Annotated in this window: 18 protein-coding genes; 11 read left to right on the forward strand and 7 right to left on the reverse strand. The window is 63.4% G+C overall.

All coding sequences use genetic code 11. The annotated features are described in order from the left end of the window. Positions 1-10: 10 nt before the first annotated feature. Both J3P97_RS11285 and J3P97_RS11290 read left to right on the forward strand, forming a co-directional pair. Positions 11-1,243, forward strand: coding sequence for an SfnB family sulfur acquisition oxidoreductase (locus tag J3P97_RS11285; protein ID WP_434674162.1), 1,233 nt, complete (start codon positions 11-13; stop codon positions 1,241-1,243). A gap of 10 nt (positions 1,244-1,253) precedes the next feature. Beyond that, positions 1,254-1,640, forward strand: coding sequence for a hypothetical protein (locus J3P97_RS11290; RefSeq protein WP_434674163.1), 387 nt, complete (start codon positions 1,254-1,256; stop codon positions 1,638-1,640). Between the two features lie 193 nt (positions 1,641-1,833). Here J3P97_RS11290 and J3P97_RS11295 read toward each other — a convergent pair whose 3' ends face one another. Further along, on the reverse strand, positions 1,834-2,685 hold the full coding sequence (locus tag J3P97_RS11295) for a LysR substrate-binding domain-containing protein (RefSeq protein ID WP_434674164.1): 852 nt from the start codon (positions 2,683-2,685) through the stop codon (positions 1,834-1,836). A 242-nt stretch (positions 2,686-2,927) separates the two neighbouring features. Between J3P97_RS11295 and J3P97_RS11300 the strand changes: the two genes are divergently transcribed. The 9 genes from J3P97_RS11300 to metC are packed head-to-tail and all read left to right on the forward strand — an operon-like array spanning position 2,928 to position 13,046. Beyond that, a complete protein-coding gene (locus J3P97_RS11300; RefSeq protein ID WP_434674165.1) occupies positions 2,928-3,770 on the forward strand; it encodes a transporter substrate-binding domain-containing protein in 843 nt (280 codons plus the stop codon). A 57-nt stretch (positions 3,771-3,827) separates the two neighbouring features. Further along, positions 3,828-4,679, forward strand: coding sequence for a transporter substrate-binding domain-containing protein (locus J3P97_RS11305; protein WP_434674166.1), 852 nt, complete (start codon positions 3,828-3,830; stop codon positions 4,677-4,679). Beyond that, positions 4,676-6,100: an FAD-binding oxidoreductase gene (locus J3P97_RS11310; RefSeq protein WP_434674167.1), complete on the forward strand. Its 1,425-nt coding sequence runs from the start codon at positions 4,676-4,678 to the stop codon at positions 6,098-6,100. Before J3P97_RS11305 ends, J3P97_RS11310 begins: the two co-directional genes overlap by 4 nt. Continuing rightward, positions 6,097-7,308, forward strand: a complete 1,212-nt coding sequence (locus J3P97_RS11315; protein WP_434674168.1) for an aminotransferase class I/II-fold pyridoxal phosphate-dependent enzyme — start codon at positions 6,097-6,099, stop codon at positions 7,306-7,308. Before J3P97_RS11310 ends, J3P97_RS11315 begins: the two co-directional genes overlap by 4 nt. Next, on the forward strand, positions 7,305-8,039 hold the full coding sequence (locus J3P97_RS11320) for an amino acid ABC transporter permease (RefSeq protein ID WP_434604430.1): 735 nt from the start codon (positions 7,305-7,307) through the stop codon (positions 8,037-8,039). Before J3P97_RS11315 ends, J3P97_RS11320 begins: the two co-directional genes overlap by 4 nt. Continuing rightward, positions 8,029-8,817, forward strand: coding sequence for an amino acid ABC transporter permease (locus J3P97_RS11325; protein WP_434674169.1), 789 nt, complete (start codon positions 8,029-8,031; stop codon positions 8,815-8,817). Before J3P97_RS11320 ends, J3P97_RS11325 begins: the two co-directional genes overlap by 11 nt. Beyond that, entirely contained in the window at positions 8,804-9,643 is an 840-nt protein-coding gene (locus J3P97_RS11330) for an amino acid ABC transporter ATP-binding protein (protein WP_434568793.1), read from the forward strand. Before J3P97_RS11325 ends, J3P97_RS11330 begins: the two co-directional genes overlap by 14 nt. Before the next feature lie 13 nt (positions 9,644-9,656). Next, on the forward strand, positions 9,657-10,253 hold the full coding sequence (locus J3P97_RS11335; RefSeq protein WP_434568792.1) for a cysteine dioxygenase: 597 nt from the start codon (positions 9,657-9,659) through the stop codon (positions 10,251-10,253). Between the two features lie 45 nt (positions 10,254-10,298). Beyond that, positions 10,299-13,046: a cystathionine beta-lyase gene (gene metC, locus J3P97_RS11340; RefSeq protein ID WP_434674170.1), complete on the forward strand. Its 2,748-nt coding sequence runs from the start codon at positions 10,299-10,301 to the stop codon at positions 13,044-13,046. A 1-nt stretch (position 13,047) separates the two neighbouring features. Here the strand turns inward: metC and J3P97_RS11345 are convergent, their stop codons facing one another. The 6 genes from J3P97_RS11345 to J3P97_RS11370 are packed head-to-tail and all read right to left on the reverse strand — an operon-like array spanning position 13,048 to position 19,056. Further along, positions 13,048-14,175 carry a glycosyl transferase gene (locus J3P97_RS11345; protein ID WP_434674171.1) on the reverse strand — a complete coding sequence of 376 codons (1,128 nt, stop codon included), beginning with the start codon at positions 14,173-14,175 and terminating at the stop codon, positions 13,048-13,050. After that, entirely contained in the window at positions 14,172-15,275 is a 1,104-nt protein-coding gene (wecB, locus tag J3P97_RS11350; RefSeq protein WP_434674172.1) for a non-hydrolyzing UDP-N-acetylglucosamine 2-epimerase, read from the reverse strand. Before wecB ends, J3P97_RS11345 begins: the two co-directional genes overlap by 4 nt. Then, a complete protein-coding gene (locus J3P97_RS11355; RefSeq protein WP_434674173.1) occupies positions 15,272-16,858 on the reverse strand; it encodes a GMC oxidoreductase in 1,587 nt (528 codons plus the stop codon). The genes wecB and J3P97_RS11355 overlap by 4 nt, the downstream gene beginning before the upstream one ends. Further along, on the reverse strand, positions 16,848-18,131 hold the full coding sequence (locus J3P97_RS11360) for an NAD-dependent epimerase/dehydratase family protein (RefSeq protein ID WP_434674174.1): 1,284 nt from the start codon (positions 18,129-18,131) through the stop codon (positions 16,848-16,850). Before J3P97_RS11360 ends, J3P97_RS11355 begins: the two co-directional genes overlap by 11 nt. Next, positions 18,128-18,541 (reverse strand): GtrA family protein, encoded by a 414-nt coding sequence (locus tag J3P97_RS11365; RefSeq protein WP_434674175.1) that lies wholly within the window; start codon positions 18,539-18,541, stop codon positions 18,128-18,130. Before J3P97_RS11365 ends, J3P97_RS11360 begins: the two co-directional genes overlap by 4 nt. After that, on the reverse strand, positions 18,538-19,056 hold the full coding sequence (locus J3P97_RS11370; protein ID WP_434674176.1) for a class I SAM-dependent methyltransferase: 519 nt from the start codon (positions 19,054-19,056) through the stop codon (positions 18,538-18,540). Before J3P97_RS11370 ends, J3P97_RS11365 begins: the two co-directional genes overlap by 4 nt. Positions 19,057-19,095: the final 39 nt, after the last annotated feature.

Genomic DNA, 19,095 nt, shown 5'->3' on the forward strand with positions numbered 1-19,095 from the left:
GGAGCAACACATGAGCCATTCAGCGACTATTGATCCATCCGAGCAGGTTCGTCCGGTGCCTCGGCGCCCGGCCCATCTCATTCGCAGCGACGCCGAGGCGATCGAGGTGGCGCACCGTGTGGCCGGGGATTTCACTCGCGAGGCGGCAACCCGCGACCGCGACCGACGTCTGCCCTGGGAAGAACTCGAACGCTTTTCCGAAAGCGGGTTGTGGGCGATCAGCGTGCCGAAGGCCAACGGTGGCGCCGGGGTGTCCTATGTCACCCTCAGCGAAGTGATCGCCATCATTTCCGCGGCCGATTCATCCCTCGGCCAGTTGCCGCAAAACCATTTCGGCGTGCTCAGCAATCTCGGCTTGACCGGCAGCGAAGAGCAGAAGCAGCGCTACTACGCCAAGGTGCTCCAGGGCTATCGCTTTGGTAACGCCTTTTCCGAAGCGCGAAGCCAATACGTCACCACGTTCCAGACGCAGATCCGCTTCGATGGCGACACGGCGGTACTCGACGGCGAAAAGGCCTACTGCACCGGTGCATTGTTCGCTCATATCGTGCCGGTAGCCGCGGTGGACGAGGCGGGGCATGTGCATATCGCGCTGGTTCCGCGCGATGCCGCCGGATTGACGGTAATCGACAGTTGGGACGGTTTCGGCCAACGCATCACCGCCAGCGGCCAGGTGCGCATCGAAGGCGTACGCGTGCCTGCCCGCGACGTGGTACCTGCCTGGAAAGCCTATGACCAGCCCACTTCCGATGGCCCGATTTCGCAGATCATCCAGGCCGCGGTGGACACCGGCATTGCCCGGGGTGCCTTCGCCGAGACCCTGCGTGTCGCCCGCCAGGCGCGTCCTTGGGTCGACAGCGGCCTGCAACACGGTTGGCAGGATCCGCTAGGCCAAGCGCTGATCGGCGAGCTGGCCTGGCGGCTGCAAGCGGCCGAGGCGATTTTGCAGCGCGCGGCCCAAGCGGTCGATCTTGCGGTTGCCGAGCCCAGTGAGGAACGGGTCGCCGAAGCCTCTGTGGTCGTAGGCCAGGCCAAGGTGCTGTCCACCGAGATTGCCCTTGAGGCTTCCAGCCGCCTGTTGGAGCTGGGCGGCACGCGCAGCGTCTCGGCCAGCCAGGGCCTGGACCGGTTCTGGCGCAATGCGCGGACCCATACCCTGCATGACCCGGTGCGCTGGAAATATCACCTGGTCGGCAACCAGCTTCTCAACGACATCAAGCCGCAACGTCACTCCTGGAACTGAGGTATCGAGCATGTCCCATTCACACGCCCAGGGTCGTAGCGACCTCGTCCATGCCCGCCACGTCGAGGCGGCTCTGCTTGACTACCTGCGCGGGCAGAGCGCGCGACATGAAGCCCTGGTGGTCGCCGCGGTCGGCAACCTGCGTATCCGCATCGACGCCGCCGATGCGTTGCTCGAACGCGCCAACGCTTCCCAATCGTCCGCCATTGCCTTTCGTCTGGCTGCTGCCGAGGCGGCGCGTGTCGGTGCGCATCTATTCTTCGAGCTGGCCGGGCGCAGCTTGCCGCGGCCGTTGCCGGATGCAGCCGAGCCGGTGTTGCTGACCCAGCGTCGGCTGCTGGGCGACCATTACCTCAACGGCGCGGCGCTGGCTGATGGACAGGGAGGGCAGGCATGACGGCTGCTCAAAAGTCCTTTCAACGCCCGGACGATATCGAGGGTCAATTGATCCGCGATGCGCCCTGGCACTGTCCAGGGCGTAGCCACCGCGCAGGCATGTCCAGCAGAACTGATTGGGCTCCGGCAACCAACTGAACGTGCCTGTCTGCCCGCTGGATAGGGTGATTGCGCTGAGCCTGGGCAGCGATCACTCAATGCCCCTGATTGTTCCTGATCAGCTCATAAGCCCGGCGCACCAGTGCGTTGACGGTATTCGGCCGGATCCACAGGTGATAGGTCACATCCGGCAGTCGCGGCAGCCCATCGTTCTCGCCGAGCACACGCATGTCCGGGCCGAGCATTTCCATGCTGCGGGGCGTGACGCCCAGGCCGGCGCGGGTCGCGGCCTTGATGCCGATCAGGTTCGAGGCCAGGTAGGCCTGGCGCCAGGGGATATTGGCGCGCTCCAGGGCTTCGAGGGCATAGCGCCGATAGATGCTCGGCTCGTCCACGAGGATCAGCGGCAGCGGTTCGGCGGGGTTGTGGAGGTACTGCGCCGAGCAGATCCACCACACCGGTGAGGTACGCAAGGCGAAGCCTTCGAGGTTCGGATCCTGGCGGGTGGAAATGACCATGTCGACCTTGCCGCGATGCAGGTCGTCCATCAGGAACGGGCTGCGGCCGACATCGATTTCCAGGCGCAGGCGCGGGGCCGAGCGGGCGATGTGGCTGAGGATCGGCGGCAGGATCGTGTCAGCAATATCGTGGGGCGAGCCGATACGCAACACACCGCTCAGGCTGCTTTCGTGCAGGGAATTGAGCGCATCGTCGTTGAGCGACAGCATCTGCCGCGCGTGCCGCAGCAACTGCTGGCCCGCTTCGGTGAGCTGCTTTTGCCGGCCACGTTTTTCGAACAACGTGACCCCGACCTGCTGTTCCAGGCGCTGCATATGCTGGGTGACTGAAGATTGCGTGCGGGCCAGTCGGGCACCGGCTTCGGCAAAGCTGTGGTGATCGACCACGGCGATGAAGGTGCGCAGCAATTCGAGATCCAGGGTCGCCATGGCTATCGCTTCATATCAAGACTGAAAACCTAAACATTACAGTTTTTTATGTATTGATTGCATTTCCTTTACGTGAACTTCGCTGTGGGCTAATAAAATAACGGTTATATGTTTTTCGCCTTTAAACCAAACCGGGCGAGTTATAACGATATGAGATATCTGCATTTCCGTTGGCTCCAAGCGGTACCTAGGATGCCCACTCATCAGGTCGGGGTACGCCGATCATCCATGAGGGGAAATCCATGTTGTTCGAGCGCTCACCTGTCAAACATCTCCTGCCTGTGTTGCTGGGCGCCTTGGTCTCGTTGGCAGCCGTCGACATTGCCCAGGCCGACGCCACCCTGGAGAAGATCGAGCAGCGCCACGAGTTGGTGGTTGGCGTGCTGCTGTCCGGCGGCCCGTTCGGCGGCATTGACCCCGCTACCCAGAAACCTCGCGGCCTCAACGTTGACCTCGCCCAGGAACTGGGCCGGCAACTCGGCGCCGAGGTGCAACTGGTGCCGGTATTGCCCGCCAACCGCGTGCAGTTTCTGCAGCAGGGCAAAGTCGATCTGTTGATCGCCAACATGGAATGGACCACCGAGCGCGGTGAAATCCTCGGGTTCGTGCCTACGCCGTTCTACCGTGTCGGCGGCACCGCGGCGGTGCTCAAGGACAGCCGGATCAGCCGCTGGGAAGATCTGAAGAATCAACCGGTATGCACCTCCCAGGGCAGCAGCTACATCAAGCCGCTCACCGAGTTGGGCGTGCAGATCAAGGCCTTCAAGAGCTCCTCGGAGTCGCTGCTGGCGTTACGGGGCAACAACTGCGTTGCCGCCGTGCATGACGCCACGTTGATCAATCCACTAATTGCCGACAACGCCGAATGGCAGGGCTACCGCGCCCTGAGCCCGGAGCTGAACCCGGCCCCCTCGGTGATCTGGACGCGCAAAGGCGAAAACGATACCCAGGCCAGGCTCGATCCGATCATCAAGCAATTGCACCGCAGCGGCTGGTTGATCGACGCCCAGGCCCGTAATCGCATCACCCCGGCGTCACCCGCCCTGGTCGAGTTGCAAAAGCAGTTCCAGGCCAACGGCGCCTGAGCAGCGGCGCTTGCAGCTTTCTCAACGACCCTCGACCGACGCGCAAGGTAATCGCCCATGTCTTCATTTTTCTCCCCTCGAACGCTGGCCGCCCTGTGCCTGGCCTTGACTGCCGGCTGCGCTGCCAGCCTGGCCCAGGCGGACGCCACGCTGGACAAGATCGAGCAGCGCCACGCCATCAGCGTCGGGGTGATGCTCAGCGGCGCGCCGTTCGGCACCATCGACCCCAAGACCGGCGAGCACCGGGGCTACAACGTCGAGTTGGCCCAGGGCATCGGCAAGGCGCTGGGGGTGGAGACGCAGACCGTTTCCGTGCTTGCGCCGAACCGCGTGCAATTCTTGCAGCAGGGCAAAGTCGACATCCTGATCGCCAACATGCAGTTCACCGAAGAACGCGGCGAGATTCTCGACTACGTGCCGACACCTTATGAAGAGGTCGGTGGCGCGGCGCTGATACGCAAGGGGGCCGGCATAGCGCAATGGGCCGACCTCAAGGGCAAACCGGTGTGCGTGTCCCAGGGCAGCAATTTCATCAAGCCGCTGCAAGAAACCTATGGCGCACAGATCAAGGCTTTTCGCAGCCAGTCCGAGTCGCTGTTGTCGCTTCGCGGCAATGGCTGCGTGGCTGCGGTGCACGTGAGCCCGACCATGCACGCACTGTTGAGCGAAGCCGAGTGGTCAGGCTTTGAGATCCCGCTGCCGGGGGACCTGATTCCTTCAAATTCGGTGATCTGGCTGCGCAAGGGCGAGCACGACACCCAGGCCAGACTCGATGCCATCGTGCGCGACTGGCATCGCAGCGGTTGGCTGATCGAACTCGGCGAGCGCACCGGCATGGCACCGTCCCAGGCCCTGCGTGATCTGCACGCCAGGTATCAAGGTGCGGCTCCCTTGGCCTCGCAGCCATGAGCCATTCACTCTTTTCGACCTTGCAGGCCCTGCTGGGCGCCAGGCATGTGCAACGCGGCGAGGAAGCCGCGCCGTACCTGACCGACAAACAGGGGTGTTACGTCGGGCGAGTAATCGCCGCGGTCCATCCGGGCAGCACCGAAGAAGTCGCGGCGGTGGTCCGGGCTTGCGCCGCGACGGCTACGCCGGTGGTGGTGCAGGGCGGCAACACCGGATTGATGGGCGGCGCCACCCCAGACGACAGCGGCCGCTCGGTATTGCTGTTGCTCGATCGGATGAACCGGATCCGCGCCGTGGACACCGACAACGACACCCTCACCGTCGAGGCGGGCTGCATCCTGCAAACCGTCCAGGACGTTGCCCGCCAGGCCGGACGCCTGTTCCCCTTGAGCCTTGGCGCCGAAGGCAGTTGCACCCTCGGCGGCAACCTGGGGACCAACGCCGGCGGCACCGCGGTGCTGCGCTACGGCAATGCCCGTGAACTGACCCTGGGCCTGGAAGTCGTAACCGCCGAGGGTGAAATCTGGAACGGTTTGCGCGGCTTGCGCAAGGACAATACCGGCTACGACCTGCGGGACCTGTTCATCGGCAGCGAAGGCACGCTCGGCATTATCACCGCCGCGACGCTGAAGCTGTTTCCGCTGCCCAAGGCCCAGGCCACCGCGCTACTGGCGTTCGACTCGCTGGAGCAGGCGGTGGCGTTGTTGTCCCATGCCCGTGCCGGTTTTGGTGCCAGCCTGACGGCGTTCGAGTTGCTGAGCGCCGAGTGTCTTGCGCTGTTGCGCGAGCAGTTTCCCGATGGTCCGCGGCCCTTCGCCAATGCTCGCCAGCCATGGTTCGCGCTGTTGGAGCTGTCGGATAACCACAGCGAAAACCATGCCCGGGAAATCTTCGAACAGGTGCTGGGCGAAGCTTTCGAACAGCAGCTGCTGGCCGATGCGCTGATCGCCGAGAACCTCGTCCAGAGCCAGGCATTCTGGCAGCTGCGGGAGAACATCAGCGATGCGCAAAAGCGTGCCGGTCGCAACATGAAACATGACATCTCGGTGCCGATTTCTGAGGTCGTCGCGTTCGTTGCCCATACCGATGCGTTGCTCCAGCAGCATTTTCCCGGCGTGCGGCATTACACCTTCGGGCATCTGGGCGATGGCAACCTGCATTACAACGTTGCCCACCCGCTGGACTCCACGATTGATGCACACATGGCCCATTACGCCGCGCTCAGTCAGCGGGTGCACGACAGCGCCCATGCTCATGGTGGCTCGATCAGTGCCGAACACGGCATCGGCCAGCGCAAGGTGAACGAGTTGGGGCGCTACAAAAGTGCCGTAGAACTGGACCTGATGCGCCGGATCAAGCAAGCGCTGGACCCACGCAATCTGCTCAATCCGGGCAAGGTACTGGAGGAGGCGCGGCCATGACGCTCCATCTGTCCCAGCGCGTGCAGCGTGTCTCGCTGTCCGCCAATGCCGCCGCCAAGTCCCGTGCCACGGCCCTGCGTGAAGCCGGTCGGGACATTCTCGACCTGACCACCGGCGAGCCGGATTTCGACACGCCGGCGCACATCAAGCAGGCGGCCTGTGCCGCCATTGCAGCCGGGGCCACCAAGTACACCCCGACGCCGGGCGTGAAAGCCTTGCGTGTGGCGGTGCAACACAAGCTGCGCAGGGAGAACCAACTGGACTATCCGCTGGCCTCCATCGTGATTGCCAACGGTGCGAAGCAGATCATTTTCAACGCTTTCGCCGCGACCCTCGATGACGGCGACGAAGTGCTGGTACCGACGCCGTACTGGCCATCTTTTCCGGACAGCGTGCGTTTTAATGGCGGCGTGCCGGTGTTCATCGAGTGCGGGTTGGAGCAGGGTTGCAAGCTCACGCCACGACAGCTTGAGCAGCATATCGGCGAGCGCACTCGCTGGCTGATCCTCAACAGCCCTGGCAACCCCAGCGGTGCGCTGTACAGCGAAGCCGAACTGCAAGGCCTGGCCCAGGTGCTGGGCCGATATCCCGACGTGCTGATTCTGCTGGATGAACTCTACGAACATATTCGTTTCGACGGGTTTGCCATCCAGAGCCTCCTCAATGTCGCGCCGGATTTGCAATCACGGTGCCTAGTGGTGGGCGGGGTGTCGAAAACCTATGCCATGACCGGCTGGCGCATCGGTTTCGGGGCCGGGCCGCAGGCGCTGACCGACGCCATGAGCGTGGTCCAATCGCAATCCACCTCCGGCGCTTCCTCGGTTGGCCAGGCGGCGGCGCTGGCGGCGTTCGAGGGCGGCCTGGATTTCCTGCCGGAACAGGTCGCGGCCTATCGTCAGCGCCGCGATGTGCTGGTGAGCCGCTTGCGTGATGTCGCAGGCCTGGAAGTACTTGAGCCGCAAGGTGGCTTTTTCGTTTTTGTCTGCTGCGCCGGGCTGCTGGGGCGCTATCGCCCGGACGGCCAGCGCCTGCAGCACGACGCCGATGTGGTTGCGTATCTGCTGGAAGAGGGCGTCGCCGGCGTCGCGGGCAGTGCTTATGGCTTGTCGCCGTGGTTTCGCCTGTCCATCGCCACGGCGACCGAAATCGTTGCCGAAGCGGGTCGGCGTATCGCCCATGCCTGCGGCCAATTGAGGAGCGAACCATGAGCCATTGGCTGGAGCAACTCGTCCAGTGGAGCGCCGGGCTCGGCCTCAACTACAACTTCCTGCTCGACGCCTATCAGCGCGGCACGCTGGAGCAGGGCGCGCTGACCACCCTGTGGTTGTGCCTGCTGACGATTGCCGGCAGCTTGCTGGCGGGTGTCGGATTGGCCGCCCTGTTGACCTCCGGCAAGCCTTGGCTGGCCAGACCTGCGCGAGTGTTTGTCGAAGTCACCCGCAACACGCCGACGCTGGTGCAGCTGTATTGCGCCTTCCTGGTATTGAACATGCTGTTGACCCAGGCCGTCGGCGCGGCCAACCCGCTGACGCCCTTCGCGTGGGTGGTGATCGTGATTTCGCTGCACAAAGGCGCCTTCCACGCCGAGGCCCTGCGTGCGGGTATCGAAGCGGTGCCGACGGTGACCCTGGAGGCGGCCAGTTCACTGGCTTTCAACCACCGCCAATTGTTGTGGAACGTGCAACTGCCGCTGGCCCTGCGTTTTGCCTTGCCGTCGCTGATCAACAACCTGATCGACCTGGTGAAAATGACCGCCGTGGCCTCGGCTATCGCGGTGGGCGACATCACCTACGCGGCGATCATGATCTGGACCCAGAGCGACAACGTGCTGGAGTTGATGATTTTGATCCTGGCGTTTTTCGGCCTGCTGAGTTTTACCGTCAATTGCGTCGGGCGCTGGCTCGAAGCCCGCCTAAGGATGCCCGGTTATGGCCATTGATTCCTCCGCTGTCCTGCCCGTGGCCTGGCCGCGTCGCCATCTCGGCAAATTGCTGCTGGGGCTGGGAGCGCTGTGCTGGCTGGCTTATCTCGCGCCGAACAGCCCGGTGCTCAAGGCGCTGTGGCAATGGTCGCCGGCGTTGGTCGCAGGGTTTGGCCAGAACATCCTCATCAGCCTGCTGGCCATCGGTCTCGGCTCGGTGTTGGGGCTGCTGGTAGGCGCCATGATGCTGTCGCCGCTGCGGCTGTTGCACTGGCCGGCGCGGATCTGGGTGCAGGTCTTTCGTAATGCGCCCTGGCTGGTGCTGATCTATTTCACCACCTATGTGTTCCCGTTCGAGATTCGCATTGGCACGGCCTATGTCGCGTTTCCCGACTGGGTCAAGGTGACCCTCGGCCTGGCCCTGCCGGCCAGTGCGAATGTCGCGGAAATCTTCCGTGGCGCCATCGCCTCGATCCCCAGCACCCAATGGGAGGCCGCGCGGTCCCTGGCGTTCACCCGTGGGCAGATTTTTCGCTCGATCATCCTGCCCCAGTGCTTCAAGCGCATGTTGCCGCCGTGGATGAACCTCTATGCGGTGATCACCATGGGCACCGCGCTGGCCTCGCTGGTGGGCGTGCATGACGTGATCGATACCGCGCAGATCGCCAGCAACACCGTGAACCTGACGGGCTTCACCGTGCTGATCTACCTGAGCCTGCTGGTGCTGTTCTTTGCCTACTGCTACCCGATTTCCCGTCTTACCCAATACCTGGAGCGACGTTATGCCTTCTACTGAAACCGTCGCCGAGCCCCTCGTCAGCCTGCGCGACCTGCACCTGTCGTTCGGCAGCAACCCGGTGCTCAAGGGCATCGACCTGGACGTACGCCGTGGTCAGGCCGTGTCGATCATCGGTCCGTCCGGCTCGGGCAAGTCGACAATCCTGCGTTGCATCACCGGGCTGCTGCAGCCCCAGCGTGGCAGCATCCGTGTCGGTGCCACCGAGGTTCATACGCTGGCCCAGGAGGCCCAGCGCATCGAACTGCGCAAGCGCGTCGGGTTCGTGTTCCAGCAGTACAACCTGTTCCCGCACCTGTCGGTACTGGAGAACCTGGTGATCGCGCCGCGCAAGGTGCTCGGTCGCAACCGCAGCGATGCCGAAAAGGACGCGCGGGCCTTGCTCGCCAAGGTGCGCATGGAGCACAAGGCCGACGCCTATCCGGGGCAACTCTCGGGCGGCCAGCAGCAACGCGTGGCGATCGCCCGCGCGCTGGCGATGCGCCCGGAGCTGATTCTGTTCGATGAAGTGACCTCGGCCCTCGATCCGGAAACCGTCGGCGAAGTGTTGACGGTGATTCGCGAGCTGACCGAGGAGGGCATGACCTGCGTGCTGGTGACCCATGAAATGCGCTTCGCCGAAGAGATCAGCGACGTCGTCTATTTCACCGAGAACGGCGTGATCGTCGAGCACGGTAGCGCCGCCCAAGTCTTCCAGCATCCCGCCAGCGAGCGCACCCGGGAATTCCTGCGCCACGCCCTGGGCGACCCGGGGCGCCGGCCGCCTCTCGTCCAGGACGACCCGTATCTGTTGACCAACCTGAGCCGCTATAGCCTGTCCGTCTGAAAAGGAACCTGCCATGAATACCCGTAACCGTGCCGATGTGATCGAGGGCTTCCTCAAGCAAGTGCGCGTCATCCATCAGCGTGGCGTCGACCGCGCCGCGCTCAAGCAGATCGTCGTGCTGCTGGAAGGCCTGGCCGAACGCCGCGACCTGTTCAATTTCGAGGCGTTCCCGGCGCCGCAGCCGGGGCAGGGCAGCACCGCGTTTCGCTATCGCCTCAACGATGACGGCGACACCCCGACGCTGTACCTGAACTCGCTGCTGCCGGGCAAGAGCACCATCCCCCATAACCATGAGACCTGGGCCATCATCAGCGCCATCGAAGGTCAGGAAATCAACTACGTCTACCAGCGTGATGACGAAGGACGCGAGCCCGGATTCACCACGCTGCACTTGGAAAAGGAAGTGATCGTGCAGCCTGGAACCTCCATCGCTTTCCTTGGCGAGGACCTGCATGGCATTCGGGTCGCAGGCGAGCAACCGACCCTGCATTTCCATCTTTATGGCCTGCCGCTGGAGTCGCTCAACGGCCGTTACGGCGTCGAAGCCGATGGGCGAATCCTCAACTACAACGCCTCGCAGATGGCGCCGTCGATCAAGGCCTACGCCTGACGGCCTCTTGCCTTCCAGTCTTTCACTTTTTCCAGCGGGACTACCATGAGCCAGACCTTGACTCCCCAGCAACTGCAGCAGTGGTTGTTCGACGGGCAGGAAATCGCCCTGTTTGACGTGCGTGAGCACGGCCAGTACGGCGAAGCCCATCTGTTTTTCGGGGTGAATCTGCCCTATAGCCGCCTGGAGCTGGAGGCTCGACGGCTGGCGCCGAACCTTCAGGTCCGGTTGGTGCTGCATGACCAGGATGGCGGCGACCTGGCGGAGCGCGCGGCGCAGCGCCTGCACGTGCTGGGCTACGCCAACGTGCACATCCTGGAAGGTGGCGCCGACGGTTGGCAGGCCGCCGGCTATCAACTGTTCGCTGGCGTGCATGTGCCGTCCAAGGCTTTCGGCGAGCAGGTGGAGGCGGTCCGTCACACGCCTCACGTCAGCGCTCGCCAACTGGCGCAATGGCAGGCTCGGGGCAAGCCGCTGGTGATCCTCGACGGCCGGCCGCTGGAGGAGTATCGCAAGATGACCATTCCCGGTTCGATCTGCTGCCCGAATGGCGAACTCGGGTACCGCGTGCATGATCTGGTGCCGGACGAGCAGACCCCCATCGTGATCAATTGCGCCGGCCGGACCCGCAGCATCATCGGCGCCCAGACGCTGATCGACCTCGGTCTGAAAAACCCGATTTATGCGCTGGAGAACGGCACGCAGGGTTGGCATCTGGAAGATTTTCACCTGGAGCACGGCAGCCAACGGCGTTATGCCGACCAGGTGTCGAGCGCCACATTGCCGACCCAGCGCCTGGCGGCGACACGCCTGGCCGAGCGGGCCGGGGTGCCGACCGTCGAGGCTGCCCAGGTCGAGCGGTGGGCGGCGGAGGCCGGGCGCAGCCTGTTTCTCTGCGACGTGCGCACCGCCGAGGAGTTTGCTGCCGGCACATTGCCGGGCGCGCAGCACGCGCCGGGCGGACAGTTGATTCAATCCACCGATCTGTATGTGGGCGTTCGTCAGGCGCGGGTGGTGCTGTTTGACAACGACGGCGTGCGTGCACCGATCATCGCCAGTTGGCTGCGGCAGCTCGGGCATGAAGCTTTTGTATTGTCGGGCGGTTTGAGCAGTGGCCTGGCGTTACCGCTTCCAGACGTCTTCGCGCCTGCGGAACTGCCCGGGATCAGCGCGCAGGCCGTGGCGGATGCCCTGAGGGATGACGCGGTGGCGCTGATCGACCTGCGTTCGAGCAACGCCTATCGCAAAGGTCACATTGCCGGGGCGCGCTGGTCAATCCGACCCTTGCTGGCCGGTGCGCTGGCGGGCGAGCGGCGGCCGCTGGTGCTGGTCGCCGATGATCCTCGGCTGGCGGCCGTGGCGGCGCTGGAGCTATCGCGAACCGATGTTCATTGGCTCGATGGCGGGGTCGATGCGTGGCGCTCGGCCGGCCTGGCGCTACGAGAAGGCGCCGACACGTTGCCGGATGAACAGTGCATTGATTTCCTGTTTTTCACTCACGACCGGCATTCCGGAAACAAGGACGCGGCGCGCCAGTACCTGGCGTGGGAAATCGGCCTGCTGGCGCAAATGAACGAAGCGGAGATCGCCAGCCTCAACCCGTTGCAGGGCCCGCCTCAAAGCGCTGCCGATGCGCGGCTTCGCACCCGCCTGATTCATGGCGCGCGCAGCGAGAAGGGCACCGGCGCCCGGTCCGTCAATGTGCCGGTCAGTCGTTTGAGCACGGTGCTGTTCGACAACCTCGCACAGATGCGCGACGCCCGTTCCCGGCGCGACAGCGAGCGAGTGCTGACTTATGGCGCTCGCGGCAACCCGACGGCCTTCGCCCTCGAAGACCTCGTTACCGAACTGGAGGGCGGCTACCGCACCCGGCTGTTCGGTACCGGGTTGGCTGCCGTGGCGCAAACCTTCCTGGCCTACCTGCGGCCCGGCGATCATGTCCTGATCACCGATGCGGTGTATGCGCCGGTACGCCGCGTGGCCCGGGATTTCCTCGAAGCCTTCGGCGTAGAAGTCGGCTATTTTGCCCCCGACGGCAGCGACCTGCCCGGACGGCTGCAAGCCAACACCCGGATGGTCTACACCGAAGTGCCCGGCTCACTGCTGTACGAACTCTGCGACTTGCCGGCTATCGCCGCGCTCTGCAAGCCGCGCGGCATCCTGCTGGCCGTGGACAATACCTGGGGTTCGGGCGTGCTGTACCGGCCGCTGGCGTTGGGCGCAGACATCTCGATCATGGCCCTGACCAAGTACCTGAGCGGCCACAGCGACGTGGTCATGGGCAGCGTGTGCACGCGCCAGGAGGCTTGGCCAGCACTGGCGGCCATGAGCGACACCTTCGGCAACACCGTCAGCCCCGACGACGCCTATCTGGTCCTGCGTGGCGCACGCACCCTGGCGCCACGCCTCGACACTCATGAGCGCCAGGCACTGGCGATCGCCCATTGGTTGCAGGCGCAGCCGCAGGTGAAACGGGTCTTCCACCCAGCACTGCCCGATCATCCCGGTCACGGTCTGTGGTTGCGGGACTTCAAGGGCAGCAATGGACTGCTGACTTTTGAGCTTCGCGAAAATGACGACGCGTACCTGGAGGGTTTTATCGATGCGTTGCAGGTGTTCGGGTTGGGGGCGTCCTGGGGTGGGTTCGAGAGTCTGGTGACCGTTGCCGATACCCAGGATCGGCAAAGCGCCGAGGATCGGGCGTTGAACCCGGTGGTGCGCTTGCATGTGGGGTTGGAGGATGTCGAGGTGTTGATCGAGGACCTGCAGCGGGGCTTTGTGGCTGCCGGATGATTTACCAGACTTCTGGTTTCTCCAATGAGGCAGGCATGAGGTCTACCGCCGAAAAACGCTTGGCCCAGAGATGCGCCTGACGAAATTGCTGAACGGTGGCATGGTCGCTCTGACTGGCGAGCGCTGCAACGACGGTGTTGCGCAGGTCAGTCCCTTGATCCACGATCCAGACGCCCGGCTCCCGGTCGCGCAGGGCCATTTCACCGAAGCGGGTCGAGATGACAGGCAGGCCGAGGGCGCGGTACTCGTAGTATTTGATCGGGTCGACCGAGGCGGTGAGGCGGTTGAGCTTGAACGGAATCAGGCCTACCGAAAACGTTGCCATGGCCGTCATTGCATCGGCATGGGAACACTCGGGTAGCAGCTCGATGTTGGCGGGCAATACGCAGGGCGCCGGTGTGAAGACGGGGCCGATCAGCCGGATCCGGTTTCCAGGGTTGGCCTGGGCCAGCGCGGTGACCAGGTCCCAGTCGAACCAACGACCCAGGGTGCCGACATAACCAAGCACCTGTTGTTTGGCGGCCAGGTCCAGGCTTTCGACCGGCGCCAGTCCGCGCACGTCACAGGCATTGAGGGCCAGTTCCACCTGGTCGGTCATGCCCAGGAGTTTATTGCGCAGAGGGCTGGAGGAGGCCAGCACTTTGCCTACCTGTCGAATAAGCTGCGCCTGGCGACGCTCCATGGACCGGCGTGACAGGCCCTGATAAAAGGCCGGAAAATCATCCATCGCGTCGTAGACGGCAGGGCTTGCAGGCATGCGTGCCAGCAGTTGCAAGGCCAGTTCGGAAGGTTTTCCGACACCTATCAGGCAGGGGCCGGCGGCGGCAAACGCCGCAATCTCCTTGAACAGGTTGCGCCACAGTCGCTTGAGCAGCATTGCCGAGCCTGGGAGCGGCTCAATGGGGAGGCTCCGGGGTTTGCAAACGTGCAACCAGGGGGGAACGGTGACGCTGTGCTGATCGGCAACAGGCGGCTTGGACCTGATGTCGTTCAACGTGGGCAAGCGCGTCGGGTATGGATCGATCCAGAGCACCTGTGCGCCAGTCTGGTGGTGATACCAGTTGACGAAATGATGCGGGCGCTGGCTGAAACTGGCCCATGGCACCGGGGACAGGTAGATCATTCTCATGGCTGAAAGTGCTGGCGCAGGACGTCGGCAATACGCGTTGCGGCCCTGCCGTCGCCATAGGGGGAAACGCCCCGCGCCATGCCCTGATAGGCCTGAGGGTCATCCAGGAGATGCTGTGCCTGTTCAACGATGGTGTCCCGATTGGCGCCCACCAACTTGACCACGCCGAGGTCGACCGCTTCGGGGCGTTCGGTTTCTGTCCTGAGTACCAGCACCGGCTTACCCAGGGCAGGGGCTTCTTCCTGCACGCCCCCGGAATCGCTGATGATCAGGTATGAGCGCTTGATTGCCGCGACAAACGGAGCGTAGTCCAGCGGTGCGCAGAGGATGATGTTCGGGGTTTGGCCGAGCAACTGATGCGCGACGTTCTTGACGTTCGGGTTGGGGTGGACGGGATAAAGAATCTGGATGTCCGGGTTCCGTTCGGCCAGGCGCTTGAGTGCCTGGCAGATATCCTGGAACGGTTCGCCGAAGTTTTCCCGACGATGGCAGGTCACCAGCACCATGCGTCTGTGCGCATCGAGTGGGACGGTCAAGGCTGAGTCCTGTGCCGCGGTCATCAGCAAGGCATCGATGACAGTATTGCCGGTCAGGGTGATATCACTGGCGGCAACACCTTCGTCCAGCAGGTTGGCCACGGCGCCCTGGGTCGGCGCGAAATGCCAGCGGGCCAGCTTGCCGGCGATCACCCGGTTGGCCTCTTCGGGGAACGGATTGTACAGGTCCCCGGTACGCAGGCCCGCTTCGACATGGCCGAAGGGTATTCGCAGGTAGAAACACGCCAGTGCGGCACTCATGACGGTGGTCGTGTCACCTTGAGCCAGTACCACATCCGGTTTCTCGGCTTGCAGGACGCCGTCGAGTTCACGCAGCAGGCGTGAGGTCAGCGCTGCCAGAGACTGGTTGGGACGCATGATGTCCAAATCGAGGTCGGCATCGATCGCAAAGCCCTTCAGTATCTGGTCGAGCAGGCCGCGGTGCTGGGCGGTGGCGAGCACCCGGCACTCGATGTTTTTCTCGGCCTTGAGGGCGTTGATCACCGGGGCCATCTTGATGGCTTCGGGGCGTGTACCGACGATGCAGAGTACTTTGCGGGTCATGACTGCTGATTTCCTATCATTGTTGTCAGAGAGCGTGCTATCCGGTCCGCGTTGGCCATCAGGGTCAACGTGTGCGATTTCTCGGTAAGGCTGGGCAGACAGGCGCCATCAACGACATGCACGCCGTCGAGGCCGGCGACCTGGCCAAGGCGATCGGTCTGGCCAATCTTCGGCGTCGAGTGCATGGGCAGGGTTCCCGCATAGTGGATATCTGCTCCCGGTCTGCCGACGGTGAAGCTCATGGGCATCAACAGCGCGCCCATCTTCCAATAGATCCGCCGTAGCCTGGTCTCGGCGGCTTTCATGATCCCGGGGAGCTCGGGATGCACTTGGCCGGTGATGCTCAACGAACCGTCGGGGCGCAGCAGCGCCGTGTTGCTGGACAGCTGCCCGGGAAGGAAGATGTTGCCGACGGCGCACGCGCTGAGCAGGTTCCTCAGCAATTCGATGCTGTAGCGTTTGCTCATGGGAATCCGGCTGACGAACTCGGTCATGGGCAAGCCCGTGGTGCTGAACGTCGACCCGAAAGCTGTGGCGCCGGACTTCAACTCCAGGGTGAACGAGAGCTGGCCCAGGCCAAATACCGGCACTCTCTGGGTGCCGAGCATTCTTGGCAACCATAGCAGGAAGGCCGCCGTCGGCGATGACAGCAGCGGTACCGGTGCCGAATGGTTCAGGCACTTGAGGACGAGCCGGGTCGAGGCCAGCGTGCCCGCCGCCAGTAACAGGCGGGCACCGCGCAAGCGCCGGGCGGAGCGATGATCGGTGACGGTCCATGAGTCGTCCTGTTTCAGCAGATCCTCCACCAGGAAATTCTGGACGTGCTGGAACCCAGGGTATTGCTTGAGTTTTCGCAGCTCTTGCGAGGCGCTGTACAAGGCTTGGTGGTGACAGCCCCACAAGCAGTTTCCAGAAAGATCGCAGGCCTTGCGCTCGTCGAGGGGCTGGCTCAAGGCGGCGACCCTTGAACGGCCAAGGCGAAACCCCAGGTCGGGAAACACCGCTCGGCGCCGGGTGTAGCGGTCGAGCAAGCGCTGATGCAGGCTGTCCAGTGGCAGGGGTGGTTGCGACCACTCATCCAGACCGAAGTAGCTGGAGAGATCGTCGTCGAGCCGGCCACTGATACCGATCCGGCGCGCGACTGTTTCGTAGGACACTTGCATCTCGGAATAATCGATGGGCAGCCCGGCGAAGTCACCGGCGCCCAGCGCTGCCACGCCGCAACCCCAGGCATTGGACAGGCCTCCGGTGGCCAGTGATCCGATGCCGATGAAGTTTTCGGTCTCGATGCGATTGCCGGCGCTGAACCCTTCGAAGACATGGGCGTGGGTCGGCGTCTTCAGCTTGGGCGACACGGCGTCCAGTTGGTCCAGGGCGTGGAAGTTTTCGCCGATCATCCATTTCCATTGATGCGCGTCGTTGGTCCTGGCACTGAGGAAGGGGCGGGTTGGCGGCACCGGTGAGTCGCTGTTGGCCTGGGCATCAACCATGAGCACTCGCAGGCCCGCCTTGACCAGCGGATAGGCCGCTGAAGTCCCGGCTGGGCCGCTGCCGACAATGATCACATCGAACTCAGGCTTCACGGTGGGCTTCACTTCCAAGCAGCAGCGGGCGGGCAAAAGCACGGCACGACAACGCCGCTATCTGCCACACCAACGCTTTGACCGAGGTGAGTCCCAACGCAACCAGCGTGGCGACAACGCTGCGCGGCCATTGGGTGCCGAGAAACACATGCGCGCCTTGGGGGCTGGCTTCGGCGATACCGAGTGCAACCTGCAGGCGCCAGGCCAGTTCCTGGCCCTCGGGCGTGCGCAGGACGCCGGGGTTGTCCAGCAGCGTCAAGAGTATCGGCCAGCCCATCAGCAGGCGTGAGTGGATGACGGGACGGGTTTTGCCCGCACGCTCCAGTGCCCTTGCATAGCGCCTTACCAGGCTTTTTTGCGGCGGGCGCTTGAGCAGGTAGCCCAAGAGCACCGCCGCTTCCTGTAGCAGGCCTCGACGTTGCCCATCGCCGGAGCGATGCATGCCGTGGGCAAGAGGGCGCAACGCGATGCCGAGTTTTTCCAGGGAACGCTCGCTGTCCATGGGCGGCAGATGAATAAGGGAAAAGATCCGCTCCAGGCCCAGCTTTGTGCTCAAGGACCGTCCGAGTATCAGCCGCAACAGCCTGAGCAATGCCACCGGCAGAGGGATTGGCAGGCGAGTGGCGCGGATCCGGTGCGTCGCAATTGCGCCCAGGAACTGGCCAAAGGCAATCGGTTTCACGGCGCCCAGATTGAGGACCTCGCCATGAATATCGTCCCGCTCGGCGACGGCCAGTATCGCGGCCGCGAGGTCGTCGACATGAATGGGCTGCACGCAAGGCGCTGGCATGAGGATCGGAGTGAACGGGCTCCGGCGAACCAGCCCGGTCAACAGGCCAAAGAGCCCGCTTTCTGGGCCGCCGTATACTTGCCCGGGGCGGATCACGGTGCCGCCGGCGGCCAGCACATGTTGTTCGATGCGCCACTTGGTCCGGCCATAAACGCTCGGGGCCGTGGCCTCGGCGGTTTGACTGGATATGAAGATGAACCTGGCCGAGCCTTGTCGGGCGCAATCGATCAGCGCCACGGCCGCGTTTATTTCGGCATCCGGGTCGGTGTCAGCAGCGGTCGATGTGTCGGCCGCCAGATGGATCAGCGCCTGAGTGCTGGCAGGGCATTCGGGTACCGGGCCCCGCAGGTCATAAGGAAGCCAGGCATAGGCGGCGGGCCCCGGCTGGCGGGTGGCGCAAATGACCTCGTGGCCGCTTGCCGTCGCGAGGGTGCTCAAGCGTTGTCCGATGTAGCCGGTCGCGCCGGTGATCAGTAGCTTCATGGTCCTGCGCCTTCGGCTCGGTCAGCGGGAGCCGGCGGGTGCGTATCGGTACGAAACACGAACCGCTTGCTGATCCAGTAGGTCAGCGCTACGCAGATCACGTCGCTGACAAATTTCACCGGGACAGGGTTATCGATGAGGTACAGCCCCGCGCTGAGCAGCACCGAAGCGAGCGGAATATTGATGGCGAGCAATGAAAAATAGCGCAGCGCTTGAGCCTTGCTGCCAACGCGTGTCGACTGGAATGTGAAATGCCGATGCGAAAAGAACGCGAACGTCCCGGCCACGACTTTGCCGGCGACGTTGGCCAGCACGGGGTGGTCATCGAATAGCGCGAGCAGCAGCAAGAAGATACCCATGTCCAACCCATAGGCCACGAGTTGGATGGCGCCGTATCGGATAAAGGTCAAGATGTCCTCCTGATCACCACTATGTGGTGCAAGGCCAATATCCGCCGCAACGGATACAGCAGTTTTTCGACGACCTTGAGCACAGGGATGAAGACGTCAGGCAATAGCTGGCGAAAGTTCAGGCCGCCGGATATCAGGTAACGAAGATAATTGCCGCAGATTTCCTGGTGGACGATCTCCAGACCCGGGTACTTGTGCTCGAACGCCTGCCGGTCTCGAACGAAGACGATGTAGCTGAGGGCCTGGTTGGCGCCGTTCATGGGGCCGGTCGACGGTGTATGCCAAGAGGGGAAGTGCGTGTCGAAGCCTTCGGACTTGAACAGGCGCTTATAGAGGAACGCGGCAAAGGGGCCATGAAAGGGCTCGATCAAAATGGCCCCGCCGCCGATCCTGAGCGTCCTTTCCAGCTCCGTGAAAAAGCGCTCGGGGTGAGGAAAATGATGAAAACAGTTCTGGCCATAAAAGGCCCTGACCGAATCATCGTCCAGGCTCATTGCCTGGGCATCGAGCGCCATGTCGAGTTTCTCGCTGGCGACAACGTCCGTGGCCAATAC

Origin of the sequence: Pseudomonas sp. R1-15, assembly GCF_051132085.1 — a bacterium.
In the GTDB taxonomy this organism is placed as follows: domain Bacteria; phylum Pseudomonadota; class Gammaproteobacteria; order Pseudomonadales; family Pseudomonadaceae; genus Aquipseudomonas.